Source organism: Phocaeicola sp. HCN-40430 (genome assembly GCF_037890285.1).
Taxonomy (GTDB): Bacteria; Bacteroidota; Bacteroidia; order Bacteroidales; family Bacteroidaceae; genus Phocaeicola; species Phocaeicola acetigenes.
Genome location: NZ_JBBKBS010000023.1, coordinates 32,931 through 53,184 on the forward strand (window position 1 = coordinate 32,931; position 20,254 = coordinate 53,184).

At 40.3% G+C, this 20,254-nt stretch carries 14 protein-coding genes; 13 read left to right on the top strand and 1 reads right to left on the bottom strand.

Annotated features, from left to right (window positions below; all coding sequences use genetic code 11):
* Positions 1-152: 152 nt before the first annotated feature.
* The gene (locus tag WKU26_RS10280) at positions 153-1,454 is read left to right on the top strand and encodes a hemolysin family protein (protein WP_340321932.1); all 1,302 of its coding nucleotides are present in this window, start codon (positions 153-155) and stop codon (positions 1,452-1,454) included.
* A 26-nt stretch (positions 1,455-1,480) separates the two neighbouring features.
* On the opposite strand, the gene recQ is transcribed toward WKU26_RS10280, so the two are convergent.
* Complete coding sequence (gene recQ, locus WKU26_RS10285) at positions 1,481-3,319, bottom strand: DNA helicase RecQ (protein ID WP_340321944.1); 1,839 nt, start codon at positions 3,317-3,319, stop codon at positions 1,481-1,483.
* A 221-nt stretch (positions 3,320-3,540) separates the two neighbouring features.
* On the opposite strand from recQ, the gene WKU26_RS10290 reads away from it, so the two are divergent.
* From WKU26_RS10290 to WKU26_RS10345, 12 genes are all read left to right on the top strand, one after another.
* The gene (locus WKU26_RS10290; RefSeq protein ID WP_340321933.1) at positions 3,541-4,005 is read left to right on the top strand and encodes a helix-turn-helix domain-containing protein; all 465 of its coding nucleotides are present in this window, start codon (positions 3,541-3,543) and stop codon (positions 4,003-4,005) included.
* Positions 4,006-4,133: 128 nt separating this feature from the next.
* Complete coding sequence (locus tag WKU26_RS10295; protein WP_340321934.1) at positions 4,134-6,092, top strand: dipeptidyl-peptidase 3 family protein; 1,959 nt, start codon at positions 4,134-4,136, stop codon at positions 6,090-6,092.
* 21 nt (positions 6,093-6,113) lie between these two features.
* Positions 6,114-6,782 (top strand): DNA alkylation repair protein, encoded by a 669-nt coding sequence (locus tag WKU26_RS10300; RefSeq protein ID WP_340321935.1) that lies wholly within the window; start codon positions 6,114-6,116, stop codon positions 6,780-6,782.
* Between the two features lie 58 nt (positions 6,783-6,840).
* Positions 6,841-7,302, top strand: a complete 462-nt coding sequence (locus WKU26_RS10305) for a Fur family transcriptional regulator (RefSeq protein WP_178267009.1) — start codon at positions 6,841-6,843, stop codon at positions 7,300-7,302.
* A gap of 23 nt (positions 7,303-7,325) precedes the next feature.
* Positions 7,326-8,597: an adenylosuccinate synthase gene (locus WKU26_RS10310; RefSeq protein ID WP_340321936.1), complete on the top strand. Its 1,272-nt coding sequence runs from the start codon at positions 7,326-7,328 to the stop codon at positions 8,595-8,597.
* 608 nt (positions 8,598-9,205) lie between these two features.
* A complete protein-coding gene (locus WKU26_RS10315) occupies positions 9,206-11,149 on the top strand; it encodes an ABC-F family ATP-binding cassette domain-containing protein (protein WP_340321937.1) in 1,944 nt (647 codons plus the stop codon).
* 29 nt (positions 11,150-11,178) lie between these two features.
* Positions 11,179-13,215: a M13 family metallopeptidase gene (locus tag WKU26_RS10320; protein WP_340321938.1), complete on the top strand. Its 2,037-nt coding sequence runs from the start codon at positions 11,179-11,181 to the stop codon at positions 13,213-13,215.
* 170 nt (positions 13,216-13,385) lie between these two features.
* Positions 13,386-14,009: a hypothetical protein gene (locus WKU26_RS10325; RefSeq protein ID WP_340321939.1), complete on the top strand. Its 624-nt coding sequence runs from the start codon at positions 13,386-13,388 to the stop codon at positions 14,007-14,009.
* A gap of 165 nt (positions 14,010-14,174) precedes the next feature.
* The gene (locus tag WKU26_RS10330; RefSeq protein ID WP_340321940.1) at positions 14,175-14,738 is read left to right on the top strand and encodes an RNA polymerase sigma-70 factor; all 564 of its coding nucleotides are present in this window, start codon (positions 14,175-14,177) and stop codon (positions 14,736-14,738) included.
* Positions 14,739-14,740: 2 nt separating this feature from the next.
* The gene (locus tag WKU26_RS10335; protein WP_340321941.1) at positions 14,741-15,727 is read left to right on the top strand and encodes a FecR family protein; all 987 of its coding nucleotides are present in this window, start codon (positions 14,741-14,743) and stop codon (positions 15,725-15,727) included.
* Between the two features lie 14 nt (positions 15,728-15,741).
* Positions 15,742-18,324, top strand: a complete 2,583-nt coding sequence (locus tag WKU26_RS10340; RefSeq protein WP_340321942.1) for a TonB-dependent receptor — start codon at positions 15,742-15,744, stop codon at positions 18,322-18,324.
* Positions 18,325-18,573: 249 nt separating this feature from the next.
* Positions 18,574-19,926 carry a leucine-rich repeat domain-containing protein gene (locus WKU26_RS10345; RefSeq protein ID WP_340321943.1) on the top strand — a complete coding sequence of 451 codons (1,353 nt, stop codon included), beginning with the start codon at positions 18,574-18,576 and terminating at the stop codon, positions 19,924-19,926.
* Positions 19,927-20,254: the final 328 nt, after the last annotated feature.

The window sequence follows — 20,254 nt, forward strand, 5'->3', positions numbered from 1 at the left end:
GGTAATGGAGTATCCAAATTGTAAGGTGTTATAAGGTGTAGTAAATATTTAGTGTTGAAAATTCTGTTAAAACAATATAATTTATGGACTATTCCATGTTTGTCAATGAACATTCTGTTAAATTTGTTTCGACATAAACATGTTATTTATCTATGGATGAAATTTTTATAATTATTGGACTTATCATTTTAAATGGAATCTTTGCCATGTCTGAGGTGGCATTAATCTCTGCACGTAAATCACGACTTTCTACTGATGCAAAAAAAGGAAATAAAGCTGCTAATATAGCTTTGAAACTGGCTAATGAGCCTGACCGCTTTCTTTCAACCGTACAAATCGGTATTACTTTAATTGGAATTCTTACCGGTATCTATTCGGGAAATAAGATTGCAGTTACTCTGACCGATACAATGCTTGCATGGGGAGTGTCTGCTACTTATGCCTCTGCATTGGCACAAGGTGTGATTGTGGTTGTGGTGACCTATTTGACTATTATCTTCGGAGAACTGGTTCCTAAACGTATTGGATTAAGTGTTGCCGAAAAGGCTGCAAAACTGGTGTCCCGACCGATGAATGTTCTTTCTATTGTTGCTTCTCCTTTTGTGTGGTTGCTTTCAAAGAGTACTTCTGCCATGTTCAATTTATTGGGTATAAAGGATACGGACAGCAAAGTAACCGAAGAAGAAATTAAATCGATTATCCAGGAGGGTACAGAAGATGGAGAGGTACAGCCGGTAGAACAGGATATTGTGCAGCGTGTCTTTTTGTTGGGTGATTTGAAGATTGAATCAATCATGACCCATAAAAACGATATTGTCTGGCTGGATACTGAAATGACTCCGGCAGAAGTGAAAGAAGTGATACAAAGTGAACTGTATGAATTTTACCCGATAGCAGAAGGCGACTTAGACCATGTCAAAGGAGTTGTCTTGCTGAAAGATTTGGTTCTTCATTTGTACAAACCCGATTTTGATCTTGCTTCATTAATCAGCGAACCTGTTTATTTTCACGAAGGTATGAATGTCTATAAGGCACTGGAACAGATGAAAATTCAGCGCGTTAGCCGTGCGCTGGTTTGTGATGAGTTTGGTGCTTGTACCGGTATTATTACCTTGAAAGATATTTTGGAAGGACTGGTTGGAACGATGGACAATGCAGAGGAAGAACCGGATATCATCAAGCGGGTAAATAAAGAGGGATGGCTGGTAGAAGGACAATGTCCGTTTTATGATTTTCTATACTACTTTAACCGTTTGGATTTATTCGAGAATTCAGAATATAATACTGTGGGCGGACTTATTCTCCAGCAGTTACAGCATATTCCGACGAGTGGAGAAACCATCGAATGGAATGGCTTTACGCTGGAGGTAGTAGATATGGATGGTGCTCGTATAGACAAGGTCCTTGTTACCACAACTCCGGTACGTGAAGACGAAGGAGACGAAGAAGCATGAGTATATCTCATGCTTCCATATTAGTCTTATTTACTAGATTTATTCAGAAAACGGCGAATGACTTCTACAAAGTCTTTGCCGTATTTTTCTTTCTTGAACTCACCGATACCACTGATTTCTCCGAACGCTTCTATGGTAGTCGGCTTTGCAGAGGATAAGAGGTGAAGGGTCTTGTCGGACAACACAATGTAGGCCGGTATTGCTTGAGAGTCTGCCAACTTCTTTCGCAGCACACGTAATTCTTCGAACAGATATTCGTCTTCGTTTTCGAATACAGCCGGAGTAAGCACCGGTGCTTGTGGCTCTTGTATTTTGGCTTTCTTTTTTCCTCTTTTTGACTCTTGCCCCAGATGTTCCTCTCTTTTGATTACTACCAGTTGTGCCCGTTCTTTTCCAAACAGAACTTTTTTTCCTGCTTCTGTTATTTTCAAATGATTCTTTTCATTGTAGGCCACTTCAAAATAACCGAGGTTTAGCATTTGGAGCAGATAGTCTTGCCAGTCGCGAGCAGGAATGTCTCTTCCTACCCCATAAGTCTTCAGCTGGTCGTATTTCTTTTCGATGATTTCTTGTGTCGCGGCTCCTTTTAAAAGGTCGATTAAAGTGCTGATTCCGACTTGTTGGTCGGTACGAGCAATACCACTCAACGCTTTTTGTACGATGATGGTACCGTCAAACCGTTCGGGAGGATTCCGGCATACGTCACAATTACCACAATCGTGTGTCATCGTCTCTCCAAAGTAATTCAGCAAAATACGACGTCGGCATATGTCTGCTTCAGCATATTGTTGCATACGGTTCAGCTTTTCCAAATTGATTTCCTGCTGATTGCTTTCTGCCGCAAACTTCGATAACATGACAATATCGCCGAACGAGTAGAAAAGCAGTGTGTCGCTGGGAAGTCCGTCTCTTCCGGCTCTTCCTATTTCCTGGTAAAAGCTTTCAATACTTTTGGGCAAGTTGTAATGGATTACCCATCTGACGTTCGATTTGTCGATACCCATTCCAAAAGCAATCGTAGCACAGACCACTTGTACCCGGTCGTTGATGAAGTCATCTTGGGCAGCATCGCGTGCAGCAGTACTTAGTCCGGCATGATAGACAGCTGTCCGTATGCCTTGTGCTTCCAGTAAGTCGGCCACTTTCTCTGTATTGTTCCGGCTCATGCAGTAAATAATACCATTTTCGTTCTTATGTCGTCCGATAAAATCCAGAATCGTTCTGATTTTTTCTTTCTGCTGAAATCCTCTTTTCACATCCAGACTCAGGTTGGGGCGGTCGAAAGATGATATGAATATTTGAGGATCTTTCATTGCCAGTTGTTGGATGATATCCTGCCGGGTGATTTTGTCGGCTGTGGCAGTCAATGCAACAATGGGTACATGTGGAAATTGTTGGCGCAATGCTTTCAACTGCGTGTATTCCGGACGGAAATCATGTCCCCATTGTGATATACAGTGAGCTTCATCAATAGCAAACAGTGAAATATTGATATCTTTCAGTAAGAAGTTTAATTCCGACATCAGTCTTTCCGGGGAAATATAAAGTAATTTTACCCTGCCTTGCATACATTCAAAGCGCAGGTTGGCATTTGTGGTTTCATCATTAGTGCTGTTGAGTGCCCGGGCTATGATACCATTGGCCTGCAGTGCTTCTACCTGATCTTTCATCAGTGAAATAAGAGGTGATACCACTACTGTAGTTCCAGGCATAAGTAACGCCGGCAACTGATAGCAAATGGACTTTCCTCCTCCGGTAGGCATTAACACAAGCGTGTCTTTTTTACTTAAGATTCGGGTAATAATTTCTTCTTGTAGAGGACGGAAATGTGTGTATCCGAAATATGCTTTTAAAGTCTTTAATATCATGTTTTCTTTTCCGGTATTTCAAGCGGCAAAGATAAACTAATTTTTGTTGAATTATGCAATGTGTAGAAAGCAGAACTTTACCATGAAGTTTGCATGGTAAAGAAATAATGAAATAAAAATATCGCTTTTAAGTATTTTTGATGTCTAAATTAATTGCTAAATAAAAAAAACTTATCAAATTTGTACTACATAGCAAAAAATTAAATTAATAAAGACAGATGAGAGACGAAACGAGTGTAATGGCAACGAATGAGGTTCTTGTGAAGAAACCTTATAATTTGCGCGAAAAGAAGATTAAGGATGCCGCATATCGCAATATGATTAGGGCTGAGTTGGCAGATGAATTGTACGATAAAATTTTGCATATAATAGTGGTGCAAAAGAAGTACAAGGATGTGAATTTTTCGGCAAAAGATTTGGCGAAAGAGTTAAAAACAAATACCCGTTATTTATCGGCTGTTATAAATTCTCGTTTTGGTATGAATTATTCATGCTTGCTGAACGAATATCGTATAAAAGATGCGTTGCATTTGTTGATTGATAAGCGCTATTTGAATAAGAATGTAGAAGAAATCAGTGCGATGGTAGGGTTTGCCAACCGCCAATCGTTTTATGCTGCATTCTATAAAAATGTAGGCGAAACACCCAATAGTTATCGTAAACGTAAATTGGAAAACAAGTAATATATAATTTATATATTTGTAAATCAGAACAGAACGAAGAATTTTGTGTACATCATACGTTTATGTATACAGGATTCTTCGTTTTTTTGTTTTAATTTGTTCTTGTAGGTAATTTGAAATGATAAAGTATGGAACAAAATTCTTTTAATTATACAGTGGAACAGTTTGCAGACTTGCAGTTGTTGAGGTATCGGGTAAATGGGTTTGAAGAGCTTTCATTGCCGCGTAAACAACTGATTTATTATTTGTCGCAAGCTGCTTTGGAGGGAAGAGATATTCTGTTCGATCAGAATGGTAAATATAATCTGCAAATTCGCCGTCTGTTGGAGGCTATATACCTTCATTATGAAGGTGAACGTTCTACTTCCGAATTTCAGGCTTTGGAAGTATATCTGAAGCGGGTTTGGTTTGCCAACGGTATTCATCACCATTATGCTTGTGATAAATTTATACCTGAATTTTCTGCAGTTTATTTACGTAGTCTGATCGATTCGTTAGACAGTTCTGTATTGCCCTTGGAAGAAGGAGAAAGCATAGACGGACTTTGTCATAAATTATTCCCGGTGATATTCGACCCTTCGGTGATGCCTAAACGGGTGAATCAGGCCGATGGGGAAGATTTGATTCTGACTTCTGCTGCCAATTATTATGAAGGAGTAACCCAACAGGAAGCAGAAGAGTTTTATGCCGGTCAGAAATTGGCAGGCGATGAAGAACCGGTAATGTACGGTATGAATAGCCGATTGGTAAAAAAAGACGGAGTTGTGCAGGAAGAAGTATGGAAGATCGGAGGTATGTATTCCGCAGCTTTAGAGAAGATTGTATACTGGCTGGAGAAAGCTATGGATGTGGCAGAAAACGATACGCAGAAAGAAGTGATTCGTTTGCTGATAGAATTCTATCATACTGGTGATTTGAAGACATTCGACCGTTATTCTATCCAATGGCTTAAAGATACATCTTCGCTTGTCGATTTCGTAAACGGATTTATTGAAAGCTATGGCGATCCGCTGGGGATGAAAGCCAGTTGGGAGTCGATTGTAAACTTTAAAGACCTTGAAGCAACTCGCCGTACAGAGACAATCAGTGAGAATGCACAGTGGTTTGAAGACCATTCACCGGTAGACGCCCGTTTCAAGAAAGAACAAGTCAAAGGAGTGTCTGCTAAAGTTATCACAGCCGCAATGCTGGCGGGGGATTTGTATCCGGCTTCGGCTATTGGTATCAATTTGCCTAATTCCAACTGGATACGTAGTGTGCATGGTTCGAAATCGGTTACAATTGGTAACCTGACAGAAGCATACAATAAAGCAGCGCATGGCAATGGATTCCGTGAAGAGTTTGTATACGGTCCGGAAGAACTCAGGCTGCTGGAAACGTATGCAGATATTACCGATGATTTGCATACCGACTTGCACGAATGTCTTGGACACGGTTCAGGAAAGCTTTTGCCCGGTGTCGATCCGGATGCCTTGAAAGCACATGGCTCAACCATCGAAGAAGCACGTGCCGATTTGTTCGGTCTGTATTATCTGCCCGATGCCAAGATGGTAGAATTGGGCTTGGTCCCCGATGCGGATGCTTATAAGGCAGAATATTATTCGTATATGATGAACGGTCTGATGACACAGCTTGTACGTATTGAGCCTGGATGTACGGTAGAAGAAGCACACATGCGTAACCGTCAACTCATCGCACGTTGGGCATTGGAGCAGGGACGTGAAGAGCGGGTAGTGGAAATGGTAGTACGTGATGGAAAGACTTATGTAAAAATAAATGATTACTGCAAACTGCGTATGCTGTTCGGTAAGCTTCTTGCCGAAATTCAGCGTATCAAGAGCGAAGGCGATTACGAAGCAGCCCGTATGCTGGTGGAAAATTACGCCGTGAAAGTAGATGCAGTGCTGCATGCAGAGGTACTGGAACGCTATCGCAAACTGCATTTGGCTCCGTATAAAGGTTTTGTGAATCCAGTTTATACACCAGTATTGGATGCCGAAGGCAATATTACCGATGTAAAGGTTACTTACGGGGAAGGCTATGCCGAACAGATGTTACGCTATAGCCGCGAATATTCAAATTTATAATGTGCTTTTAAAAGAAAAACTATGGCAGATGTACATGAAACAATAAAAGATATAAAGTCGAAATTCCGTTTGTTTATGAACGGGGTAATTTCGCAAAGCATGCGTGAGAAAGGCTTGGGATACAAACTGAATTTCGGTATAGAGTTTCCCCGTATCAAGGAGATTGCTGCAGCTTACGAACCTAATCATGAAGTAGCTCAGGCTTTGTGGAAAGAGAATATCCGCGAATGTAAGATTCTGGCAGGATTATTGCAGCCGGTAGATTCTTTTTGTCCGGAGATAGCAGATATCTGGATAGAAGACATGCACTATCCGGAATTGGCAGAATATACTGTAATGAATCTTTTCCAGCGTTTGCCTTACGCGTCGGAGGTGGTATTCCGTTGGATGGCCGATGACCGTGAGTACTTCCAGTTATGCGGCTTCCTGCTGATGGTCCGTCTGCTGATGAAAGGTCAGAAACTCAACGAGCGGGCAGAGGCCGAATTCCTGGATCAGGCATTTACGGCTTTGGAAGGAGATATCGTCAGTGTGCAGAAGGCCGCAGCATTGGCCTTGTGCAAGTTTGCATTGCAGTCGAAAGACAATGCGCGCAAAATGAGCAAACCTTTGCAGGCCCTGCTAAAGTCGGAGAAAGAGAATGTACGGTTGCTGGCTGGTGAAATCAGATTGGAGATAGAATATTTATAAATAATCTTTCCCAATTACATAAAAAAGGCTATCTTTGACGGCTGAACGGATTACTCAGATGGAAGAGGATATAAGAGATAAGGCAAAGCAGATTCTGACAGAATACCTGCAAAAGAACGGGCATCGAAAGACACCTGAACGATATGCTATACTCGATACCATTTATACCATCAAGGGACATTTCGATATTGATGAGCTATATTATCATATGGCAGAGAAAGAAAAGTTCCGTGTAAGCCGTGCTACCCTCTATAATACGATTATTCTTTTGATCGATGCCGGTCTGGTTATCAAACATCAGTTTGGCAATACTTCCCAGTACGAACGTTCGTACAACAATGAAACCCACCATCACATGATATGTACTTCGTGCGGCAAGGTCTCGGAGTTTGAAGACGAGGCTTTAAAGCAGGTGATAGCACAAACCCGTATGAAAGGGTTTCATGCACAACATTATTCATTGTATATTTACGGACTCTGCAGTAAGTGTATGGGAGCCAGACGTAAAAAAAGTAAGTAAGAATTATAAAATAAAGAGAAATCATGAAAGTAGATGTCTTGTTAGGTTTACAATGGGGCGACGAAGGCAAAGGTAAAGTAGTCGACGTATTGACTCCCCGCTACGATGTGGTAGCCCGTTTCCAGGGTGGTCCGAATGCCGGTCATACACTTGAGTTCGAAGGTCAGAAATATGTACTTCGTTCTATTCCTTCGGGTATTTTCCAGGGAGATAAAGTGAACATTATCGGTAATGGCGTAGTACTTGATCCTGCTTTGTTCAAGGCTGAAGCCGAAGCGCTCGAAGCAAGTGGCCATCCACTGAAAGAACGTTTACATATTTCGAAGAAAGCACATCTGATTTTGCCTACTCACCGTGTATTGGATGCTGCTTACGAAGCTGCCAAAGGTGCATCGAAGGTAGGTACAACTGGTAAGGGTATCGGTCCTACTTATACAGATAAGGTGAGCCGTAACGGTTTGCGTGTAGGCGATATCTTGCATAATTTCGAAGCAAAATATGCAGCTGCAAAGGCACGTCATGAACAGATTCTGAAGAGTCTGAATTATGAATACGATATTACTGAAGTGGAAAAACAGTGGTTGGAAGGTATCGAATATCTGCGTCAGTTCCCTTTGGTAGACAGCGAACATGAAATCAACAACCTGCTGAAAGAAGGAAAGAGCGTGTTGTGCGAAGGTGCACAGGGTACAATGCTGGATGTAGACTTCGGTTCTTATCCGTTTGTAACTTCTTCTAATACCATCTGTGCAGGAGCTTGTACCGGATTGGGATTAGGTCCTAACAAGATTGGTGAGGTATATGGTATCATGAAGGCATACTGCACCCGTGTAGGAGCAGGTCCGTTCCCTACAGAACTGTTCGATGAAACCGGAAAGACAATCCGTGATTTGGGTCACGAATACGGAGCTGTAACCGGACGTGAACGCCGTTGTGGTTGGGTAGACTTGGTCGCTTTGCGTTATTCTATCATGGTGAACGGAGTTACTCAGCTGATTCTGATGAAGAGCGATGTGTTGGATGGCTTCGAAACAATCAAGGCTTGCGTAGCTTACAAGGTGAATGGAGAAGAAATCGATTACTTCCCATACGATATCACTGAAGGTGTAGAACCTGTATATGTAGAAATGCCAGGATGGAAGACCGACATGACTAAGATGACCAGTGAAGATGAATTCCCTGAAGAATTCAATGCATACATCTCATTCTTGGAAGAACAGTTGGGTACACCTATTAAGATTGTTTCTGTAGGTCCCGACCGTGCACAGACTATCGAACGTTATACAGAAGAGTAAACAGACTTTATAGTCTTTAAATAAGGGATAGGCCCGGCAAATATCCGTATGGATGTATGCCGGGCTTTTTATTTTGTGTTTTTGGGTTGGATGGGTGAAGGAATTAGTATGGAGGAATAATGAGACCTGTCGGAGGCTTTAATCGCCGTCGTTGAATGCAGAGTTGCCGTCGTTGGATATATAATCAGCGTTGTCGGTTGTACAGCCGACGTCGTCGTCTTGAATTTATGAATGGAAGGATGGATTCATATCTATGGTAATGAATGCTTTTCTTGCTGATAAACTGGGTTAAAGAATACCGGTAAAAGAAGTCTGCTTACAAAAGGGCATAAAAAAAGGAGTACCGCTGTACTCCAACCTTTGTTAACCTTAAATCTAATACTATGAAAAACACAGTACAAAGGTACGGACTTTCGGCTTATCTGCAAATAAAAGCTCAAAAAAATGCTGTTTTATAACACTATTTAAGAAGCATAAATTTCCTTTTGCTAAAATGTGGAAAAAATGATGTGTGAATTGTCTCTGTGTCTGAAAAAAAGGACGTTAGCATATCAATCCTCGGATAAAAATTATAACTTTGCCGACACTTTGTAAAGAAATTGAAGCCCATGATTTCAATAGAAGGACTGAAAGTTGAGTTTGGAGTGACACCTTTGTTCGAGGATGTCTCGTTTGTGATTAATAAGAAAGACCGTATTGCGCTGGTTGGAAAGAATGGTGCCGGAAAGTCGACTATGCTGAAAATTCTGGCAGGCCTCCAGCAGCCTACCGAGGGGGTAGTAGCCGTACAGCGTGGAGTGACTATCGGTTATTTGCCACAGGTAATGATTCTGAGTGATACGCGTACGGTGATGGCTGAGGCCGAGATGGCTTTTGAGCATATATTCGAGTTGCAGGATCGTATTGCGCGTATGAATCAGGAGTTGGCAGACCGTACCGATTACGATTCGGAAAGTTATCATGAGTTGATAGAACGTTTTACACACGATAATGAACGCTTCCTGATGATGGGAGGTACCAATTATAAGGCTGAGATAGAGCGTACACTGACCGGGCTTGGTTTCAGCCGGAGCGATTTCGACCGTCCTACTTCCGAGTTCAGTGGCGGATGGCGTATGCGTATCGAGTTGGCGAAACTGTTGTTGCGTCGTCCGGATGTATTGTTGCTCGATGAGCCTACCAACCACCTCGATATTGAAAGTATCCAGTGGCTGGAGAATTTCCTCAAAGTCAGTCCGGGTGCAGTCGTGCTGGTAAGTCACGACCGTGCTTTCATCAACAATGTCACTAACCGCACAATTGAGATTTCCTGCGGACATATCTACGATTACAAGGTTGCATACGACGAGTTTATGGTGTTGCGCAAGGAACGTCGTGAGCAGCAGCTCCGTGCGTACGAGAATCAGCAGAAAGAAATAAAAGATACAGAAGACTTTATCGAACGTTTCCGCTATAAGGCTACCAAAGCTGTGCAGGTACAGAGCCGCATCAAGCAGCTGGAAAAGATTGTGCCGATTGAAATCGACGAAGAAGATACTTCTTCGCTTCGTCTGAAGTTTGCACCGGCCATGCGTTCGGGAAACTATCCGGTGATTTGTGAAGGAGTGAAAAAGGCTTATGGCGACCACGTAGTATTCCACGATGTCACACTGACTATCAACCGTGGTGAAAAAGTAGCGTTTGTAGGAAAGAACGGTGAAGGTAAGTCTACCCTTGTCAAGTGCATCATGGATCAGATTCCGTATGAAGGAAAACTGGTGATAGGTCATAACGTACAGATTGGCTATTTTGCACAGAATCAGGCACAGCTTTTGGACGAAAACCTTACTGTATTCGATACTATAGACCGTGTGGCCAAAGGAGATATTCGTCTGAAAATTCGTGATATACTGGGGGCTTTCATGTTTGGAGGAGAAGCTTCCGAAAAGAAGGTCAAGGTACTTTCCGGTGGAGAACGCAGCCGTCTGGCTATGATTAAGCTGCTGCTTGAGCCGGTGAACTTCCTTATTCTGGACGAACCGACTAATCACCTTGATATGCGTTCAAAGGATGTGTTGAAAGAGGCTATCCGCGAATTCGATGGTACGGTGATTGTAGTTTCACACGACCGTGAGTTCTTGGACGGACTGGTCACCAAAGTCTACGAATTTGGTGGGGGAGTCGTGAAGGAGCACATTGGTGGTATTTACGATTTTCTGCAGAAAAAGAAGATGGAGAGCCTGAACGAACTGCAGCTTTCCCAGTCGCCTGCGGTGGCATCCAAGAAAGAAGAAACTGTACAGGTCAGCGAAAACAAGCTTTCTTATGAAGCGCAGAAAGAGCTGAATAAAAAGCTTCGCAAGGTAGAAAAACAGATTGCCGACTGTGAGAATCGTATAGAAAAACTGGAATCGCAAGTGGCAGAACTGGAGTTAAAGATGGCTACACCCGAAGGTGCTTCGGATATGAAACTTTACGAACAGCATCAGCAGCTGAAACAGCAGATTTCTGAGGCGGAAGAAGAATGGGAGGCAGCCTTGATGGAGCAGGAAAACCTCACTGTAAAAGAATAAATTACTTACTGTTTTAATAATATTGAAGTATGAAAACAAAACATTGTGTAGCTGTTGCAGCGTTTGCTCTTACTGCAATGGCAAGTTGTACAGGCCAGAAAGGAGTACAGAGTACTGCAGGTATCGATCTGGCAAATATGGACACAACGGTAGCTCCCGGACAGGACTTCTTCCGTTATGCTTGTGGTGGATGGAATGACGCGCATCCGCTGACTGCAGAGTACTCGCGCTATGGCACTTTCGACATGTTGTTCGAGAATAGTCAGAAGCAGGTACGCGAATTGATTGAGAGCTGTGCCGCACAGAAAGGGGCTCCCGGAAGCAAGGAACAGAAGATAGGAGATTTATATACTTTGGCTATGGACAGTGTGAAACTGAATAACGACGGGGTTACTCCTATTAAGGCTCAGTTGGAAGAAATAGCTGCTATCACAGATAAAAGTCAGATTGTACCGATGATGGTAAAACTGGCAAATTGTGGGGTAGGTACTTATTTTAGCAGTTATGTGTATGCCGATCCTAAGAATAGTACTGTAAATATTTTCCAGATTGCTCAGGGAGGTATCAACTTGGGTGAAAAAGAATATTATCTGGATCAGGATTCAGTGACAGTCAATATCCGCGAAAATTATAAACAATACATCAGTAAGTTGTTCCGTCTGGCTGGCTTTACAGAGACCGAAGCACAGCAGAAAATGAATGATGTGTTGGAAATAGAGACTGCCATTGCACAGGCATCGTTCAGTGCGGTAGAACGTCGTGATCCGGAAGCCAACTATCATAAGATGAGTTATGCGGACTTGAAGAAAAACATTCCGGGGGTAGACTGGGATGCTTGTCTGAAAGGATTGGGAATACAGGAAGTGAAAGAACTGAACGTAGAACGTTTGGAACCGATTCAGAAAGTAGGTGATTTGATGAATACATTGCCTGTATCTAAACATATCTCTTACTTGCAGTATAATTTGATTGATGCAGCAGCTTCTTATCTGAGCGATGACTTTGTAGCTGCCCGTTTCGATTTCTATGGTAAGGTATTGTCTGGACGTCAGGTAAATCAGCCTCGCTGGAAACGTGCGGTCAACTCTGTAAACGGAATGTTGGGTGAGTTGGTAGGACAGATGTATGTAGAGAAGTATTTCCCTGCTGCCGCAAAAGAACGTATGCTGAAGATGGTGAAAAATCTACAGATTGCTTTGGGCGAGCGTATTCAGGCACAGGAATGGATGAGCGACAGCACTAAAGTGAGAGCACAGGAAAAACTGAATGCTTTCCATGTAAAAATCGGTTATCCGGACAAATGGAAGGATTATTCTGCTTTGAAGGTGGAAAAAGATTCTTATTGGGCTAACGTGTGCCGTGCAGCTAAATGGGGATTGGATGATATGTTGAGCCGTATCGGCAAACCGGTAGATAAGGATGAATGGCTGATGACTCCTCAGACTGTCAATGCATACTACAATCCGTCTACAAACGAAATCTGTTTCCCCGCTGCTATTCTGCAATATCCGTTCTTCGATATGAATGCAGATGATGCTTGTAACTATGGAGCTATCGGTGTAGTAATCGGACATGAAATGACTCACGGATTCGATGATCAGGGACGTCAGTTCGATAAAGATGGTAACTTGAAAGACTGGTGGGCAGAAGGCGATGCAGAACGCTTTACAGAACGTGCAAAAGTAATGGTAGACTTCTTCAACAAGATTGAAGTATTGCCGGGATTGTATGCAAACGGTGCACTGACATTGGGTGAAAATATTGCCGATCACGGTGGCTTGAAGATTGCATACGCTGCGTTGCAGCATGCCATGAAGGAATCTCCTCTGGGTGTTGAAAATGGCTTTACTCCAGAACAGCGTTTCTTCCTGTCGTATGCACTGGTATGGGCTGGCAATATTCGTGACGAACAGATTCGTGTTTATACTAAATCGGATCCTCACTCATTGGCAGAATGGCGTGTAAATGGTGCTTTGCCTCATATCCAGGCATGGTACGATGCTTTCGGTATCACTCCGAACGATTCGATGTATATTGCACCTGAAAAACGTGTCAATATCTGGTAAGAAACATAACCTTTAAGGTAATTATAGAATGGAATGTCCTCTTGGCGAAAGTCGGGAGGACATTTTTTTTATATTTTTTGAAGAGAGGCATAGGGGTTTTTAAGTAATCCTGCGTTATGTCAGTGAAAAGAAAGAAAAAAGAATCATTAACTGACTAAACACATTGAATTATGAAACTGAAATTTTTCGCATTGTCTCTCTTTATGGTAGCTGGTTTTAATGTAGTAAATGCACAGAGTACTACACAAGATTTTGTGGCAAATGATAAAAAAAACGATTTGAGAATCTCTGTGAGCGATGGATTGACACAAGGGAGTGTAGATATCCTTGGTATGGGAATAGAAGAGGCTATTACAGGAACGAAGCGTTCGGACAGTAAATACAGTATGATATATGGCTTGGGCTACAGATATTCTATCAACCGTTTCAGAGTAGGTGCTGACCTGGGATTCGGAATGTCGAGCAGTAAACTTTCCATAGCAGGAGAAAAGACTCCATCGATAAAGGAGAAAGATTTGCGTTTGCTCGTTCTTCCTACTGCAGAATTTGTTTACTACAAGCGCAGACTAGTGGAGTTGTATGGAACGGCTGCAGCCGGTGTAAACTTCTCAAGACACAGCGAAACTCCAATAGACAAAAAAACACCTGAAAAAAAGGCAAACTTCAGTACTGATTTTGCTTATCAGGTAAATCCGATAGCTGTGAGAGTGGGAAACGAACGTGTAGGAGGTTTTGTGGAAGCCGGTCTTGGAAGTAAAGGGTTTCTTACTGCCGGAATAAGTTTAAAGTTTTAAACCTTGCAATTTAATATCACAGACAGGCAAAACGGAGCTGACGTGAATGGTATATCACAAATCCGGCTTGCCTGTCATTAAAAAATGATTCCAATCATTAGGGCTTAAATTCATAATCTGTATATTTGTAATATACATCTGATACTCACAAATAAATGCCGTCCAATGAATACTGACAGAAAAGAAATTTTCAAGTCCAGGTTCAATGAACACTACACTAGACTTTGTAGTCTTGCATATGAATATGTTTCCGATGCAGACGATTCGGAGGATATAGTGCAGGAGCTTTTCATTACTATATGGGATAAGGGAAAGGATGCTCTTCCCGACAAGGAGTTTGCTGCGTATATTACTACGGCAGTGAAAAATGCATGTATTTCATTTTTGCGTAAAAAAGACTCGTGTGTGATGTCTATAGAGGAAAATCCGTCGGCTGGAGCCTGTTTATGGGATGAGGAGGCTATGGATGATGAGAAAAAAATGCCTGAGGAAATCTTGAAAGAAGCACTTTCCGTGCTTCCTCCTAAGTGTAAAGAGATATTCTTGTTATCGAAACTCAAAGGTATGAAATATAAAGAAATAGCCCAGATGCTGTCTTTGTCCGAAAAGACAGTAGAAAATCAAATGGGAAAAGCCATTAAGTTGCTTAGAGAATTTGCAGCGACCTATATAGTTACAGTTGTAGTTTTTATCACTTTAGTTCTATCAATCATTACCAGCCATAAATAAAGATGAAATATACAGAAGACTATATTAATGAATTGTTAGCTAAATATCTTGCAGGAGAGACATTGTCCAGGCAAGAAACTGACGATATTCAGAAATGGATTGCATCGCATACGCAAGAATACAATCGGTTGATAAAGCTTGTTTCTCCACAGAAGCCGCCGGTTTTCAATACCGAAAAAGCCTGGGAGAGAATAGAACAGCATATAGATAGAAGTATTTCTCAGAAGGAGGAAAAGGTTTATAGTATAACCGACGGAAAGAAAAAGAGAGTAAGTATGTCTGTGTTCTATGTAGCTGCTTCAGTAATAGTTCTCATGGTTGTTTCTACACTCTTTTTCCTGAAAAGTCAGCAGACAGAGGAAATGTGGTATGCCAATCATTCTACGGTGAAAGAGAAAATCTATCTGCCAGACAGTTCGTCTGTTATATTGTATCCGAATTCCAATGTAAGCTATAAATCTCGTGGAGATAAATATGCACGAGAGATAAAGTTAAATGGTAAGGCTTTCTTTGATGTAAGGAAAATGAACGGAAGAGCCTTCAAAGTTGAAGCAGAACGCATTCTGGTTGAGGTATTGGGTACATCGTTTCTTGTAGATGCGGCAAACGACGGAAAAGCCGGAGTCTATGTCAAAACGGGTATTGTAAGTGTCAAGTCGGAGAACAATAAGGTCGTGATAAAAGCCAATCAGAAAGCGGAATTAGAACATAATGTCTTAAAGACTGGAAGTATTGGAAATCCATTCCAGATTTTCGAAGAACAACCTCGTTCTCTCTCGTTTACAAATGTGGATATAGCAGATGTCGCTGCAAAAATAGAGCAGGTTATCGGGTTGAAAATTGATGTAGAAAAGAAATTGCAGAATAATAAAATTACAAGTAAGATAAACTTGGATGATGTAGACGCGATTGTAGTAGAATTAGCTTTTCTGTGCGATTGTAAATATGAGGTGATTGAACCGGGAAAACATTATAAACTTTATAAATAAAAGGGATTACTGGCATGATGCAAAAGCCGATACAGGTAGTATTGTTTCTGTTCGTTTTTCTGAGTATAAGCAATGTCTGGTCTGAGGATTTGACAAAAGACTGGAATACTGAGCTTATAAGCATGGAAAACACAGGCAATTCTATCCAAAGTTCTGATAAAAAATTGGTAGATGAAGTTTTGTTTGTCAGAGCTTCATCGGCTTCTGTACTCCAATGGTTCCGGTTTATAGAAAAGCAAAAAGGAGTTTCAATTTCGTACAATCCGTCTAATGTAGATTCTGAGAAGAACTGTATCGTACCGCAATCGGCCACAATGACTATATCGCAACTTCTTTCTATTTTGTTGAAAGACTATAAATTCAGTCTTACAGAAATGCCCGGGAGAAAAATTGTGATACGTATTGATTCAAAAAACGGATATATGGTTTCGGGTATCATTTCAGATAATACAACATCTGAAAGACTATATGGAGCCATGGTCGCAATTACAGATAGTGAAGGGAAGCGGTATTATACGGTAAGTAATGAAAATGGTATCTTTTATCAGGAGCTGACAGAAGGAGCGTATAATTTGGAGGTTTCTTATATGGGCTTTGAAAAATATTCAACTTCACTTCATCTGTATGGAGAGAAAAGTGTGAATATAAAATTAAATCCTATGCTTTTTGAGGTTGGTGAGGTGACGGTACAGTCTATGAGAAATGAAGTAGAGTTGTCGGAAATCACATCTTCAGGAATGCTTTCATTCAATGGCAATGATTTGTTCTCGCAAATATGGATTTTGCCTGGTGTAACAGGAATCCCTACCGGAAACAATTTTATGGTGAATGGGGGAAGCTATGATGAAAATATCATTCTTCTGGATGGAGTACCTGTATTTCATCCGGGACATATCAGTGCTCAGTTGCCGCAGTTTTGTGGAGATGCCATCAAAAACATCGTTTTTCATAATGGCTTTTTTCCAATCAGACTGGAAGGCGGCTTATCGTCTGTTACTGAGTTTAACTTGAAAGATGGTAACAAAAACGAGCATTTGCGGATATTTTCTATCGATATGCCGGCAGCATCACTTACTTTAGAAGGACCTTTCATAAAAAATAAGTTATCTTATCTGTTCAGTATAAGGAGAAGCTGGATGGATTTTTTTGATCAGTTACTTTCTGAGCAAAATAAGCAAAATCATTATTCACTGGATTTTAATGCAAAACTTTCGTATTATCTTTCTCCTACCAGTTCGATAAAACTTTTGGCTTATAATACGTACGATGAGTTTAGAATCCCCATATATACTGAAGAAGCTATTCCTGTGGTGAAATGGAACAATCAGATTTATAAACTATCTTATAATGGGCAGTGGGGAAAACTGGGTAATGTAACTTCTGCTTATTATTCGGCATATTCAAGCCGTGCCAATGCCGATGTACTCGGTTTTGGTTCGGATAGCGAGGAAAGCACCGATGGGGGTTGGGATGTCGAATTGGGAGATGAATGGAATGGCAATGAATCAGCAAATTCTGAAATTGTTGATAATGAAATAGGTACCGGAATAAAAACATTCAATCTTTCTACAGAGTTCAGTTATAGTCCGGAGAATATTTATTCAGTCCGTTTAGGGGCAAAATATACACACGAGAGGTATGAAATGGCTGCTTTTGGAGGAACTCGTCAGAAGCAGGCTGAGGCTATAAACCAATATTCGGTTTACTATGATAATTATTTAAGATTGTCTGATAAAATTTCCACTCGTGTGGGTGTACATTTTGTGGCTTACAGTCCGGTAAATTATCGGAATTATTACAGCATACAGCCTCGGTTGGCGCTGAATTATACTCCGGATAATAATAATATGCTCTATCTTAATTTTTCAAAGATGGAACAGTTTTATCATTATATAAGCTTTAATGGATTTGCTCTTCCGACAGATTTTAGAATGCCCAGTATTGAAGGATTTAAACCGCGTTCATCGGAGCATTATGAAGTGGGATGGAAAAATAACTTTGCGGGAAATAAAGGAAAGATAGAAACATCTGTGTATTATAAAACAAGACGGAATCTTGTGGCCTTGGGGCCGAGCGCAGTGGTAGTGGATAATGATTGGAGTAAATATATGATAACAGGGAAGGGAGATAGTTATGGTATAAAATTCTTTCTGTATTATATGTATGACAGATGGACGTTCCAGCAGTCTTATACATATTCCCGGAGCAGGGAATGGTTTAACGGACTTGAGGATTTAGGAAAACTTCCGTCCTTGTATGATATTCCTCATTATTCGGCGAGTGCCTTGTCGTATAAGCTAAATAAATCATCAGCTTTCTCTTTAGGTTGTATTATGAAATCGGGTAGGATTCTGGTTGAGGATAATTGGCTTGAGGAAGATAAAAAAATAGGTTTTAGGACAGATCGTGGAAAATTCAATTACAGACTGGATGTGGGATATACATTCAAGAAGGAATTTGATAATAAATTATTGGTTCTCAGATGTGGATTGTATAATGTATTAGGTAATCCTCCTGAAGAAGATATCATAGACTTTTATTCTGTACATATATCTAAAAACTGTTTTCCATATGGAAGCATAAGTTTTAAGTTTTGAATTCCTACGCAATGCTTTATGTTTGATTTTTATTTTGTCCTTCAGATATATGGCATGATAACTGTGATATTATTTTGAAAATCATCCGTATGTGACTTTTTATGTTGAACAATTTGTTATTTTTTTTAGTTTTATATGAATGACTGGATCTTGACTGACTTTTGTTGGCTATTGTGTCTATAAGATAAGTATATTTCGAATCACGAATTAGAAAAGATATTATTAATACAAAAATTAAACCATGTAGTTATGACAGACAAATTTTTTTATCCATTTTTAATTTTATTATTGTGTACAACGGTGTTGTTTTCTTGCAAAAAAGAAAATATAAATGATGCAACTACTACAATAAGAGTTTCTGTAGTAAATGAAAAAGGTGAAGTTCAACCTGATTGTCTTGTGAAATTGTTTGATGAAGCTTCGTTTTTAAAATTTAAGGAAGATGTAAAAACAGAAACGCCTTATAAAAGTACAACCGATAAAAGCGGAATTGCTCATTTTACAATTGATAATGCTGCATGGTTTTCAACTTCTTCTACGAGAGAACTGAACTTTGTTGTAATAGAAACTCAGACGGCCAGTCAGGTTTCATGGTCATCGGCGGGAGGTACGGTGATGAGAGGAAAAGATACTGCATTTAAAATTGTAGTGAAAAATGGGCAAACAAATCCGGATGAATCTACTAAGTCACTCATTATAGAGGATGGAGTGGTAAAGGGTATTTCAGATGAAAACGTTTCTAAAGTTATTTTCCCCAATAATGTAAAAGCTATTTCTGAATTTGCTTTTAGGGATAGTAAGATTGTAGAGGTTGTGTTGAATGAAGGAATAGAAAGAATCGGTAGATTTGCTTTTATGGATAGTAAAATACAAAAGATCAACTTTCCTTCTACTCTGGTATCAATAGAAGAATCTGCATTTCAAGATTGTATCAATTTGTCTGAGGTGGATTTGTCACGAACAAAAATTGAAACGATCGGTGTTTCTGCATTTATTGATTGTGGAATCTCTGCTCTGTCATTGCCGGAAGGACTTAAGGAAATTCAAGACCAGGCTTTTTATGGAAATAAGAGTTTGAAGGAAGTGAAATTGCCTTTGGGTATCCAAGTGGTGGAAAATAGTGCTTTCTGTAGCTCTTCGATTGTGAAAGTAGAACTTCCTAATAGTGTGACTCGTTTAGGATATAGAGCATTTGCAGACTGTGCCGATTTGAAAGATTTTATAGTGTATGATGCAACGGTAGATGGTAATGGAGAAACTATTGTGGAGATAGGATGTTTTGAAAATTGTACTTCATTGAAAGAAATAAAGATTCCAGACAGTATAAAAAAACTTGAAGGACATACGTTTATCGGATGTAAGAGCCTTGAAAGAATTATTTTGTCTAAGAATCTTATTGAGGTAGGAAACTATGGAATAAGAACAAATTATCCTGTGAAATCTATTGAATTTACAGGAAAGGAATGCCCTAAATTTTTAACTAATCAAGTACTGCCTTTTATTGTAGATATAGATTATATTGTGATTCCTAAAGGTTGTAAAGAGAATTATGTAAAAGGTATTCCTGAGTCTTATAAAGAGAAAATCAAAGAAAAGGAATAATTTCTATTTTTAGAATACTTTATTCCAATGCCGAAGAATGCCGCTTTCTGTTTTATTTGGGAGGAATTGCAGATATTCGGTATAAAAGAAAAAACAGCAGATATATAAGACGTCTCCTTGCAGTGAGACACTTGTCTCCCTCTAATGGTACACTCGTCTCTTTCCAATGAGACGGTCGTACCATTAGAGGGAGACGACTGAAAAGGGCTATTGGGTAAATGTTCCCTTCAAATAAAATGGCATATGAAGATGATAGATGATAATCGCTTCATATGCCATTTTTAGTACGCTTACAGTAGGGATATTCAGTAAATGTCCCTAAAAAATA